The organism is Paenibacillus sp. SJS-P3 (assembly GCF_056711585.1).
This window is the reverse complement of sequence record NZ_CM160043.1, coordinates 522,149-534,984: the sequence shown is the minus strand read 5'-3', so window position 1 is coordinate 534,984 and position 12,836 is coordinate 522,149. Positions and strand designations below refer to the sequence as shown.

Sequence of the window (12,836 nt, the reverse complement as noted above, 5' to 3'; positions counted from 1 at the left end):
GCAGCGATCAACTCCATATCTCTGGATCCCGAGCCGTACGGCTCTGCCGCTTCGAACAAGCGTCGGCGGCGTCACACCAAAGAAAACGGCGGAAAGCATGCCCCTGATAACAGAGGCTGCTTTCCGCCGAACGCAAAACACACGGATCCCCGCGGGAATCGTGCGCCTTGTAGTTTTTTATAGAGGGAGTTCGCGAACCTCTCCCGGGCGTGGCCGGCCAGCGCCGCCTTCCCGGACTTCGTCTTCGGTTGTGTTTCTTGCCCAGCTAGCATACCACAGAGTATTCCGGGGCGCCACGGCTTGCAGCAGAGAAGGCTTCCTCCATGGAAGGCGGGCATCGCGGGGGCTGGGAAACGGGCGGACTTATGCTATAATTAGCCCCATTCAAACCATGCCGCCCGTACAGGGCCGGAGAAAGGAGAGGGCCATCCGCCATGAAGGCCGGCAGCTTCTACCGCACCTATATCCGCAACAACCTGTTCACCAAGCTGCTCGCCACCTTCTCGGCCATTGCGGTGCTGGCGATCGTAACCCTCTCCTATCTGCTCTACGCGGTGATGGCGGGCTCCATCGAGCGCGACATTCTCGGCAACCAGCGGCGCGCCATGGAGAGCGTCAGCGGTTATCTGACCGCCAAAAACGACTCGGTCCAACGCATGGTCTCCGACATTTACCAGGACACGGCCCTCTCGCAAAACGTGTCGTATCTGCTGGAGCATCCGTTCGCGGATTACTTCCGCTTCCGCATCGACCGTTATGCGGACGAGCCGCGCGCCGGCTTCGGCAACGCGCTGACTTACTTCCAGCGCAAAGCGGAAGGCGACGCCGACATCCGGGACCTGCTGCTGTACAGCTCCGGCGTCCAGTATCTATACGCCTACCGGAGGGAGGGCAATCCGCAGCTGCTGCAGCTGAACTCGGCGCTGTCCTACATTCCCGACGCGATGGCGCTCGAAACGCCGCCGGTAAGCCTTCCAAGCCCCTGGGTCCGTTCCGGCCTCGGGCTGGAGGACAAGCGGCTGTACGCGGTCCGATCCGCGATCAACGATTCCTCCACGCTGCAGAACATCGGACAGCTGCTCGTCTATTACAGCTCCGACGGCATCCAGCGGGCGCTGTCATCGTACGCGGACGTCCTCAAGGGCTACCTTCTCGTGCTGACGCCGCAGGGACAGGTTGTGTTCGACTCCTCGGGCGCCTACTACGGCAAGGTCTATCCGTACGCTTCCCGGATCAGCGCCCTATCCCCCTCTGCGGAGCTGGAAGAAACGTCGCTCGTGTCGGTGCTTCCCGAAAACGCGGCAGGCTTCAACGTCGTCAGCGTCGTTCCCAAGTCTGAAATAAGCGTAGCGACGGAAGGCATGCGGCGGACCGTGCTCGGCGTAAGCGCGGTGTGCATCCTGTTCGCGGTCGCCCTTCCCTCGATCGCGGTATTCAGCGTCGCACGCCGGACGGGAAGCCTGGTCCGCCTCATGAGACGGGTCGAGACCGGCGACATGGCCGGCCGCATCCACGATCCCCGCGGAGACGAGCTCGGCCAGATCGCCAGCGGCTTCAACCGGATGCTCGACCAGCTGGACCGCCATATCGAACAGGAATACAAAGCGGAAATCAGGCAGCGGAATACAGAGCTGTCCGCCCTGCAGGCGCGCATCAATCCTCATTTCCTCTCCAATACGCTGGAGGTCATCCGGATGAGGGCCGTCTCGCAAGGCGCGGACGATGCCGGGGAAATGATCTACAGCCTGTCCGTGCTGTTCCGCAGCATGGTCAGCAGCCAGAGCATCGTGCCGCTGCGGGAGGAGCTGGAGCTCGGGAGGCAGTACCTGGAGCTGTTCCGGATCCGCTACAAGGACCGGTTCTCCTATGGAATCGAGATGGCGGGCCATATCGGGGGCCGCGGAGTCATCAAGCTGTCGCTGCAGCCGATCATCGAAAATTACATTGTGCACGGTCTCGACCCGGAGCGCGGCGACAACCGGTTTTCCATCAAGGCCGAAGCTGTCCGCGGAATGATCGTCATTACGCTCGTCGACAACGGCCGAGGCATGGAACCGCAGCGGCTGGAAGAAGTGCAGCGGAGCCTGCGGATTCCGCTTCCGGACGAGGCCGAAGGCTCCTTCGGCCTGCACAGCGTGTCGGAGAGGCTGAGGCTTGTCTATGGGCCCGAAGCCGGCCTGTCCATCGCCGGCGAGCCTGGCCAAGGAACGACGGTCATCATCCGGTTCCCGGACGAACTCGAGGAGGAGAGAAGCTGATGTATCGGGTCATGCTCGTCGATGACGAGCCTTTTATTGTGGAAGGCCTGCAGGATGCGATCGACTGGTCGGCCTTCGATCTGGAGATCGCCGCGGTCGCGGGCAGCGGCAAGGCGGCGCTGGAGCTGCTGAAGAAGCAGCCCGTCGATCTGCTCGTCACGGATATCACGATGCCCGGCATGTCCGGGCTCGAGCTGATTCGGGAAGCGCGGGCGATTGTGCCCGGAATGAAAGCCATCATCCTGAGCGGCTACAACGAGTTCGATTATCTCAAGGAAGGCATGACGCTCGGCATCGAGAACTACCTGCTGAAGCCCGTCAACTTCAAGGAGCTGCGGGCGACGCTGGCTGCGACGGCAGCCAAGCTGGACGCGGAGGAGGAGCCTTCCGAGCTCTCACTGTCCGAGGAAGAGATCGGCATTCTCAAGGACCGCATCCTCTACCGCTGGATGCGCGGCGAGATCGATCCCGCCGAGCTCGCCCAGCGGGCGGAGCTGCTCGGCCTGCCGCTGGACAGGCCGTGGCTGACGTCGGCCGTCGTCCGCGGAACCGGCGAGAGCGTCTCCGCGTTGAGGAAGCGGGTCCGCACCCTGCTGCCGGCCGATTCCCGCTCGCTCAGCTTCGCCGACCTCGACGGCGACCTCGTCCTGCTGTTTCCGTCGGATACGGCAGATGCGGGAAGAGCAGCCGCCCGGAGCGCGCTGGAATTGTTGTCCGCAGCCGGAGGACTGCGCCTCTCGCTCGGGACGGCGGAGCGGATCGGCGCGCTGGAGCAGCGCAGCTACGCGCTCGCGAAGAAAGCCCAGGATTATCATCTGCTGCATGAAGGCAGTCCGATTCTGGACGCCGCCGACCTGCGCGAGCAGCCGGGAAGCGGCGAAGCGCTGGAGATCGGCAATGGCGACTACTCCCGCATGCTGCTCGCCCGCGATACGGACGCGCTCTATGGCCGCGTCGACGAGGATTTCCGCCGTTTCCAGCGGCTTGAAGGCGCGACGCCGGAGCTGCTCCAGAGCGCGGCGATCGAGCTGGTCGTCGCGTTCCGCCTGGAGCTGCGGGATATGCGCGGGGGCGAGCAGGCGCAGGAGGTGCTGTTCCGGTTCAAGAAAACGCTGGACCGGATCGGCAAAGCCTCCTCCCTGGAGGAGCTGACGGATGCGGTCAAGGCTTACGCGCATTTCACGATGGAGCAGCTGCAGCGCAGCGACCGCGTGCCGGTCGTGAACCAGGTCATCCAGTACATTACCGGGCATTACCGCGAGGCGCTGTCGCTGAAAACTCTCGGAGCCGCGCACCGCATCCATCCGGCTTATCTGGGGCAGCTGTTCAGCAAAGAAACCGGCTCCGGCTTCTCCGAGTATTTGAACAAGTACCGGATCGAGAAGGCGAAGGAGCTGCTGAAGGATACCGACGACAAGGTGGCGGATATTTCCCGCGAGGTCGGTTACGTGGAAACGGGATATTTTTACAAGCAATTCAAAAAATATGTGGGCATCTCGCCCAACGAATATCGGGAGCTGCGGCATTAGCAGCTCTCTTTCTTTAGTTTCGACACCGGATTCATAATTTGTCGCCTATTTGTAACGGCTTTCATCCGGTAAGGTGAGGATAGGCAGTTCAACACAGACAGAAGCAAAGGGAGGATTCACCGGCATGAAAAAGAGATCCCCGAAAGCCATGGGCGCGATCGCCCTCATCCTTACCGCAGCCTTGACCGTAACGGCCTGCGGCAAAAGCGGCGGCGCCGCGGAAGGAACCGCAGAAAAACCGGTCAACCTGATCTGGTACTCGATCGGCGTTCCGCAGAAGGATACCGACAAGGTCATGGCTGAAGTCAACAAATACACGGCCGAGAAAATCGGCGCGACCGTTACCCTGAAGCAGATCGACTTCGGCGACTACAGCCAGAAGATGGGCGTCATGACCGCTTCCGGCGAGCCGATGGACATTCTGTTCACCTCTTCCTGGGCTTTCGACTACGTGCAGAATGCCCGCAAAGGCGCCTTCTACAAAATCGACGACCTGCTGAAATCGGATGGAAAAGGCATCGTGGACACGCTGGACCCGGCCTTCCTCGAAGGCTCCAAAGTCGACGGCCACAACTACGGCATTCCGGCCAACAAAGAGCTGCCGGCCCAGACGGTCTACCGCTTCAACAAGCAGAACCTGGACAAGCTCGGCATGGACTTCAAGAACGTGAAAACGCTCGAGGACCTCGAGCCGATCCTGAAGGCGAACAAGGAAAAAAATCAAGGCGTGCTCGGTCTGAAGATGGACAACAACTTCACTCCGTTCGTTCCTTACGACTACATCATCCAAGGCCTGCCGATGGCTGTCGCGCTCGACGGCGACAACAGCAAGATCGTCAACGTGCTCGACACGCCGGAGATGAAGCAGGCTCTGACGACGATGCACAGCTACTACAAAGCAGGCTACATCTCGCCTGAAGCGGCCACGACCACCTCGACCAACGATGTCGAGAAAACCGGCAAATGGCTGATCGACCTCGCGACGACCCAGCCGCTCGCCGACAACACCTGGAGCGCCAGCCTCGGCTACCCGATCGAATCGACGCCGGCCGGCCCGTCCATCATCTACAACTGGTCCGTCATGGGCTCCATGCAGGCGATCTCGGCCAACTCCGAATATCCGGAGAAAGCGATGCAGTTCCTGAACCTGCTCAACACCGACGCCAAGCTGCGCAACATGGTCGACTCCGGCATCGAGGGCACGCACTACAAGATGACCGGCGACAACCGGATGGAGAACCTTCCAGAAGCCAAAAACTACGACATGCCGACCTTCTCCCTCGGCAACGTCATGCTCACGTACCTGAACCCGGGCGACCCGGACAACAAATGGGACGAGTTCAAGAAATTCAACGACGAAGGCAAAAACGCTCCTACGCTCGGCTTCAACTTCGACACCTCCAAGGTCGCGAACGAAATCGCCGCTCTGCAGAATGTCAAAGCCGAGGTATGGGCTCCGCTCATGACCGGCACCGTCGACCCTGCCGGCTACCTGCCGCGCGCCAACGAAAAGCTGAAAGCGGCCGGCCTCGACAAGATCATCGCCGAAGCCCAAGCCCAGCTGGACGCCTGGAAAGCTTCGAACAAGTAAGAACGCAACCACTCCGGGCGAAGGCAGTTTCTTCGCCCGTTTTCTTTTGCCTGAAAACGCACGCATGAAAAGGAGGCAACCCCATGAAAGGATTGGCCGGCTTCTTCCGCGACCTGGGCCGCAACAAAGCGATTCTGCTGATGGTGCTGCCGGGAGCGCTATGGTTCCTCATCTTCTCCTACATTCCGATGGCCGGAACCATCCTGGCCTTCAAGGAGTACCGGATCAGCCGCCACGGCTTCCTCCGGAGCGTCCTCGACAGCGACTGGGTAGGACTGTCGAACTTCAAGTTCCTGTTCAGCACCAGCGACGCCTGGGTCATCACCCGCAACACGCTGCTCTACAATATCGTCTTCATCGTCCTCGGCCTCATCGCCTCGGTCGCCATGGCGATCGTTCTCTCCGAGATCGTCAACAAACGCCTGTCCAAGCTGTACCAGACCGGCATGTTCCTGCCCTACTTCCTCTCCTGGGTCATCGTCGGCTACTTCGCCTTCAGCTTCCTCAGCCTGGACAAAGGCCTGCTCAACCAGATTCTGTCCTCCATCGGAATCGACCCGGTCAACTGGTACAACAACCCGGCCTATTGGCCGTTCATTCTTGTCTTCATCAGCCTGTGGAAGGGAATCGGCTACAACAGCGTCGTGTATCTGGCGTCCATCATGGGCATCGACCGCTCCCTCTACGAGGCTGCGATGATCGACGGCGCGAACAAGTGGCAGCAGATCCGCAACGTCACGATTCCGATGCTGAAGCCGCTCATGACGATTCTGACTCTGCTGGCCATAGGCAAGATCTTCTACGCCGACTTCGGCCTGTTCTACCAGGTGCCTCGGGATTCCGGCACGCTGTACTCTGTCACCAACGTCATCGACACCTATGTCTACCGCGGCTTGAAAACGACCGGCGAGTTCGGCATGGTCACGGCTGCCGGCCTCTACCAGAGCTTCGTCGGCTTCACTCTCGTGCTGCTGTCCAACTGGGTCGTCCGCCGCTTCGACAAGGACAACTCTCTGTTCTAAAATGCCGCTTCGCCGGTTGTCACGCAAGAAGGGTCACTGCGAAAGCTGCGGGTTCTTCCGATCGCTCTTGCCCCCAGGTTAGTTGATCGAGGAGTTGGCGGTGCTAACCCGGGGGCAAATGCGAGCGCTCCGCTTCTCCAGAATCCCGCCGCCTTCTCCGTCCTCATGCGGACTTGAGACCAGGCCTTGCCTTTGCAACGGAGCGTCGCAGACGGCTCTCCAGCTTACGGATGCGGCTTTCGCCGGTTGTCATGCATGAAGGATGACTTCGAAGGCCGCGGGTTCTTCCGATCGCTCTTGCCCCCAGGTTAGTGATCGTGGAGTTGGCGGTACTAACCCGGGGGCAAATGCGAGCGCTCCGCTTCTCCAGAATCCCGCCGCCTTCTCCGTCCTCATGCGGACTTGAGACCAGGCCTTGCCTTTGCAACGGAGCGTCGCAGACGGCTCTCCAGCTTACGGATGCGGCTTCGCCGGCATTGCCTCTCCGTCCCAGCTTTGCCGGCATTGCCTCTCCATCCCAGCTTCGCCGGCATTGCGACTCCGCCCCTCAGACAGCCGCTTTGCAGGACAGGCTTGACTGTCTGAAGCAGCCGGTTCGGGCTTAAGCCGCAGGTTGTGCAGGCTTCGCCTGTCTGCCCTTCGGATTCACCCGCTTCGCTGCGCGGGCATTGCATTCCAGATCCGGCTCCACCAGGTTGTGGCGTCGAGCTTGGCTGTCCAGTCTTCGTCGACTAGGCTTCGGCCCTTTCTACCCTGCCTGCCCCCGCCTTCCATGTACTCGGAAGGCGGCCCTCCTATTAATAAGGGGGAGGGCGGCGGTTGGGGTTTTCAAACCGGGGAGCGGAGCGGGCAGAATCGTTCTGCAGAAGCTTTGCCGGCGACCTTGGCGCCCATCGGAGATAGGGTGCGGGTGGGAGATGGCGAAGCGTTCCCCTTTGAAGACCGGATGCTGACCCTGACAAGGGGTAGGGAGATGAAGAGCATCCGGGGTTCAACAGGGATCGGAGGAATGATCTGCCGGCGGAGCGGATGGGGTTTGAAGGTGTTTTGCTTTGCCTTTGCCTTTGCCTTTGCCTTTGCCTTTGCCTTTGCCTTTGCCTTTGCCTTTGCCTTTGCCTTTGCCTTTGCCTTTGCCTTTGCCTTTGCCTTTGCCTTTGCCTTTGCCTTTGCCCGATCTACCCGCACCACCAAGCAACCAACAAGCCGCCCTCCAAGCGGCACGAAAGGAGTTTCCCCCATCATGGCCAAAGCAATGCCCGTCCGGAAACCCCGGGACTTCCAGAAGCTGTCCGCCGGCTGGAATGTCGTCTTCAACATCATTGCCGCCGTTTTCGCCCTGGCCTGCGTGTTCCCGTTCGTCTTCATCGTCATCATCTCGTTCACCAAGGAATCCAGCCTCGCTGAGAACGGCTACCAGATCATTCCCGAGCATTGGAGCCTGGAAGCTTACCGCTATGTCTTCCAGAACGGCGACGCGCTGCTCCGCTCCTATGGCGTCACCATTCTCGTGACGGTCGTCGGCACCGTGCTCGCGCTGCTCGTCGTCACGCTGTACGCATACGGCATTTCGCGCAAGACGTTCAAATACCGGAATTTCTTCGGCTTCTTCGCTTTCTTCACGATGCTGTTCAACGGCGGCCTCGTTCCGACCTACATCGTCGTGACGCAGATGCTCGGCCTCAAGGACTCCGTCTGGGCGATGATTCTGCCTCTGATGGTCAACGCCTTCTATATCCTGATCATGAGGACGTTCTTCAGCACGATGGTTCCCGACGCCATCATCGAATCCGGCAAGATCGACGGCGCCGGCGAATTCCAGATCTTCTGGAAGCTCGTCCTGCCGCTGGCTCTGCCCGGACTTGCCACGATCGCCTTGTTCAGCACGCTCGGCTACTGGAACGACTGGTTCAACGCCCTGCTGTACATCGAGAATCCCAACCTCGTGCCGCTGCAGTCGATGCTCATGCGGATCGAGACCAACATGCAGTTCCTGTTGACGCAGGCGTCGAGCAATTCCTCCCTGGCGTCCAATCTCCAGAACATGCCGCAGGATACTTCCCGCATGGCGATGGTCGTGCTCGCCACCGGCCCGATCATCCTCGCCTACCCGTTCTTCCAGCGTTATTTCGTGCAAGGATTGACGATCGGAGCGGTCAAGGAGTAAGCTCGCTGCGAAGAAGCCGGACAACCTGCACGATCGCCATTACGATTCCACCCCGACAAGGAGCCTGATCATTCCATGGAACAATTCCGCCTTCCCAAAATCCCGATGCCGAAGCTGGAGACGCCTGCCGCCGTGCAGGCTGTCCTGGAGGAAGCCGGCCAGCGCCTCGCGCATCGGCCGAAGCTGCTCGAGCTTTTCCGCAACTGCTTCCCTAACACGCTGGATACGACGACCAAGCTGATGGCTGACAGCACCACCTTCGTCATCACCGGCGACATCCCGGCCATGTGGCTGCGCGACTCCGTCGAACAGGTCATCCAGTACGTTCCTCTGGCCAAGGAGGATCCCGACCTTCAACGGATCATCGAGGGCCTGATCAAGCGCCACATGAACATGATCCGGATCGACCCTTACGCCAACGCCTTCAACGAAACCAGCAACGATTGGCATTGGAACACGACCGACGTGACCGACATGGGACCTTGGGTATGGGAGCGCAAGTTCGAGCTCGATTCCATCTGCTTCTCGTTCCGCCTCGCCTACGCCTACTGGAACGAGACGAAGCATACCGCCATCTTCGATACGGACTTCAAGCTTGCAATGAGGACGGCGATCGATCTGTGGAAAACGGAGCAGCGGCATTTCGAGCAGTCTCCATACCGCTTCACCCGGAACAACGGCATTCCCACCGATTCGCTGCGCAACAGCGGCCTCGGCATGCCGGTCAACTATACGGGCATGATCTGGTCGGGCTTCCGCCCGAGCGACGATGCCTGCGACTTCCATTACAACATCCCGGCCAACATGTTCGCTGTCGTCACGCTGAGGCAGATGCGTGAGATCGCGGAATGGGTATTCCGCGACATGGCGATGGTGCAGGAGCTGGCAGACCTCGAAGCGGACGTGAACCACGGCATCCAGCTGTACGGAGTCTACCGCCATCCCGAATTCGGTCCGATCTATGCGTATGAGACCGACGGCTTCGGCAACTACTGCCTGATGGACGATGCCGGCACGCCGGGCCTGATGTCGATCCCTTACGTCGGCTATACGTCCGAGGACGATCCGATCTATCTCAACACGCGCCGCTTCGCGCTGAGCAAGGAAAATCCGTTTTATTACGAAGGCGCCAAGGCCAAAGGCATCGGCAGCCCCCATACGCCTCCGGGCTACATCTGGCATATGGCTCTTTCCATGCAAGGCATTACAGCTGTATCGGCCGAGGAAAAGCTCGCCATGATCGACATGCTGGAGTCCACCGACGCGGACACCGGGTTCATGCATGAAGGCTTCCATTCCGACGATCCTGCCGTATACACACGCAGCTGGTTCGCCTGGTCCAACAGCCTTTTCTCTCAGCTCGTGTACCGGGCGATGAAGGACGGCTTGCTGGACGCCTGAACCGATTGCCGCTATTCCGGCCCTCGTGCCGTCACTCCACTTCGCACCGAAAGGACGTGCTCCCCTTGAGCAAGCGCACCGCGCATCTGATCTCGCATACGCACTGGGACCGGGAATGGTACCTCCCCTACGAGAAGCATCATGTCCGTCTCGTCCAGCTCGTCGACACCCTGCTGGACACGCTGGAGAACGATCCCGGCTACCGCAGCTTCTTCCTCGACGGCCAGACGATCATCCTGGAGGACTATCTCCAGGTCCGGCCGGAGAACCGCGAACGCGTCCAAGCGTTGATCACCGCCGGCCGCATCGGGATCGGTCCCTGGTACATTCTGCAGGATGCCTTCCTCACGAGCGGCGAAGCCAATATCCGCAACCTGCAGATCGGCCATGAGGATGCGGCCCGCTGGGGTCCGGTATCCAAGATCGGCTACTTCCCCGACACATTCGGCCTCGTCGGCCAGACGCCGCAGCTGATGGCGCAGGCCGGCATCGACAACGCGCTCTTCGGACGCGGCGTCAAGCCGACCGGCTTCAACAACGAGGTCGGAGAGTCGACCGCCTTTGAAAGCTCCTTCTCCGAGCTCATCTGGGAAGGGCCGGACGGCTCCCGCGTGCTCGGCATCCTGTTCGCCAACTGGTATTCCAACGGCAACGAGGTTCCGGTGCAAGCCGAAGAAGCCCGCGCCTACTGGCAGCGCAAGCTCGCCGACGCCGGCAAATACGCTTCGACGCCGCATCTGCTCTTCATGAACGGCTGCGACCACCAGCCGATCCAGACCGACCTGGCCGAGGCGATCCGCATGGCAGGCGCGGTAGAGCCCGATGTGACCTTCATCCACTCCAACTTCCCGGACTATCTGCAAGCCGTCCGCGAGTCGGCGGGCGAGCGGCCTCTGTCGGTCGTGCAGGGCGAGCTGCGGAGCCAGCGCACGGACGGCTGGGGGACGCTCGTCAACACCGCCTCCTCCCGCGTCTACCTCAAGCAGATGAACACCCGCGGCCAAGCTCTGCTGGAGCGCGCTGCCGAGCCGCTCGCGGCCTACGGACATCTGCACGGCAAGGATTACCCGCATCATCTGTTCACGTACGGCTGGAAGCAGCTCATGCAGAACCATCCGCATGACAGCATTTGCGGCTGCAGCGTGGACGAGGTCCATCGGGAGATGGTCTCCCGCTTCGACAAGAGCCGCCATGTGGCGGAAACCATTCTCGACGAGACGGCTCGATTCCTGGCCGACGCGGTGGATACCCGGGTTTTCGGCACCTATGGCTCCGATGCCCTGCCGTTCGTCGTGAACAATACGACGGGATGGAGGCGCGGCGGCACCGTATCCGTAGAGCTCGACGCGGCACGGATTTACTTCCGCGACGGCATCCCGATTCCGGAGATGAACGCCCGCATCCGCGAGCTCGGACTGGAAGGCCGGATACTCGTAGACGATCAAGGGAATCCTGTTCCGTGCACGATGGAGGATCTTGGCCTGCAATTCGGCTATGACCTGCCGGACGATGCATTCCGCCAGCCTTACCAGGCCCGCCGGGTGCGCCTGACCTTCCGCGCTGATGCCGTTCCGGCGCTCGGCCACCGTGCCTACGCCTGGGTAAAAAGCGAGCAGGCTCCCGAGCGGCAGCCTTCCCTTCTCCAAGGAAGCGCCGTGCTGGACAACGGCCTTCTTCGCGCCGAAGTCGCCGAGGACGGCAGCTTCGCCTTGACGGATCTCGGCACCGGACGGGTATATGCCGATCTCGGGGTATATGAGGACAGCGGCGACATCGGCAACGAGTACATGTTCATGGCGCCGAAGGGCGTTGAGCCGCTGACCACGAAGGGCCTGCAGGCTTCCGTCCGCATCGTCGAGGACGCTCCTTACCGGGCCGCATTGGAAATCGTCCACGAATGGGATGTGCCCTCATCGGCAGACGAGCTTCTGGAGCGCGAGCAGCGGGAAATCGTCTATTATCCGGAACGCCAGGCAGGCCGCTCCGAGCATACGGTCAAGCTCCGCCTGACGACGACCTTGTCGCTGGAGCAGGGAAGCAGACGGCTGGACATCGTCTCCTCCTTCGACAATCAAGCCAAGGACCACCGGGTACGCATGCTGTTCCCGACGGATCTCGAGACGTCCGTGCACACGGCCGACTCCATCTTCGAAGCCGCCTTGCGGGACAACGAGCCTTCCGCCGAATGGACCAACCCGAGCAACACGCAGCATCAGATGGCCTTCGCCGATGTCAGCGGCCTGGCCGCGGACGGCGCGCGCGCCGGACTTGCGGTGGCAAACAGCGGGCTGAACGAGTATGAGGTGCTCCGCGACGGCCGCAATACGATCGCGGTCACGCTGCTCCGCTCGACCGGAGAGCTCGGCGATTGGGGATGGTTCCCTACTCCCGAAGCCCAGTGCATCGGTCCGCATGAAGCGCGCTTGGCGTTGATTCCGCATGGCGGCGATGGAGCCGCCGAGGGTGCGTATGCCGAGGCCTACCAGTTCGAGACCCCTTGGACGACGGCTCAGACCGGCATCCATCCGGGCACGCTTCGGCCTGTCGATGCCGCCCTGGCATGGGACGGCGAAGCTCTGGCTTTCTCCGCCTTCAAAATCAACGCCGTCGGCGACGTCATGGCCCGCTGGTACAACTTGAAGCGCGAGCCCGCGAAGCTTGCCGTCCAGGCTCCGGCCGGATCTACCGGCTGGTACAAGAGCGGCGTGCTCGAGCAGGCCGCAGCCGCGTCCGAATTGGACGCCGGACGCCGCGCCGAGCTTCCGGCCGGTCCTGCGGAGATCATAACGCTTGGTTTTTCGCATCGAACTCATTCCTGATCCTCGAACAACGCCAAAAAAGACCCGGGAGCTTGTCCCGGGTCTTTTTGGC

The 12,836-nt window shown here is 61.1% G+C and carries 8 protein-coding genes and 1 riboswitch; of the genes, 7 read left to right on the top strand and 1 reads right to left on the bottom strand.

Translation table 11 applies throughout. The features are described 5' to 3' along the window. Positions 1-163: 163 nt before the first annotated feature. Positions 164-207, bottom strand: a riboswitch (PreQ1 riboswitch). Positions 208-434: 227 nt separating this feature from the next. The 4 genes from AC06G8_RS02430 (at position 435) to AC06G8_RS02415 (ending at position 6,400) form a co-directional block, all read left to right on the top strand. Next, a complete protein-coding gene (locus tag AC06G8_RS02430) occupies positions 435-2,258 on the top strand; it encodes a sensor histidine kinase (protein WP_480284312.1) in 1,824 nt (607 codons plus the stop codon). Continuing rightward, a complete protein-coding gene (locus AC06G8_RS02425) occupies positions 2,258-3,787 on the top strand; it encodes a response regulator (protein WP_480284311.1) in 1,530 nt (509 codons plus the stop codon). The genes AC06G8_RS02430 and AC06G8_RS02425 overlap by 1 nt, the downstream gene beginning before the upstream one ends. 124 nt (positions 3,788-3,911) lie before the next feature. Beyond that, on the top strand, positions 3,912-5,378 hold the full coding sequence (locus AC06G8_RS02420; RefSeq protein WP_480284310.1) for an ABC transporter substrate-binding protein: 1,467 nt from the start codon (positions 3,912-3,914) through the stop codon (positions 5,376-5,378). An 83-nt stretch (positions 5,379-5,461) separates the two neighbouring features. Next, the gene (locus tag AC06G8_RS02415; protein WP_021880223.1) at positions 5,462-6,400 is read left to right on the top strand and encodes an ABC transporter permease; all 939 of its coding nucleotides are present in this window, start codon (positions 5,462-5,464) and stop codon (positions 6,398-6,400) included. Between the two features lie 828 nt (positions 6,401-7,228). Here AC06G8_RS02415 and AC06G8_RS02410 read toward each other — a convergent pair. Further along, positions 7,229-7,648, bottom strand: coding sequence for a hypothetical protein (locus AC06G8_RS02410; RefSeq protein WP_480284309.1), 420 nt, complete (start codon positions 7,646-7,648; stop codon positions 7,229-7,231). On the opposite strand from AC06G8_RS02410, the gene AC06G8_RS02405 reads away from it, so the two are divergent. The 3 genes from AC06G8_RS02405 (at position 7,641) to AC06G8_RS02395 (ending at position 12,784) form a co-directional block, all read left to right on the top strand. Continuing rightward, positions 7,641-8,564 carry a carbohydrate ABC transporter permease gene (locus AC06G8_RS02405; protein ID WP_076358914.1) on the top strand — a complete coding sequence of 308 codons (924 nt, stop codon included), beginning with the start codon at positions 7,641-7,643 and terminating at the stop codon, positions 8,562-8,564. The two genes, AC06G8_RS02410 and AC06G8_RS02405, sit on opposite strands and share 8 nt — an antisense overlap. Before the next feature lie 75 nt (positions 8,565-8,639). Beyond that, entirely contained in the window at positions 8,640-9,965 is a 1,326-nt protein-coding gene (locus AC06G8_RS02400; protein WP_480284308.1) for a glycoside hydrolase family 125 protein, read from the top strand. Between the two features lie 65 nt (positions 9,966-10,030). Continuing rightward, a complete protein-coding gene (locus tag AC06G8_RS02395) occupies positions 10,031-12,784 on the top strand; it encodes an alpha-mannosidase (protein ID WP_480284307.1) in 2,754 nt (917 codons plus the stop codon). The last annotated feature ends 52 nt before the right edge of the window (positions 12,785-12,836 follow it).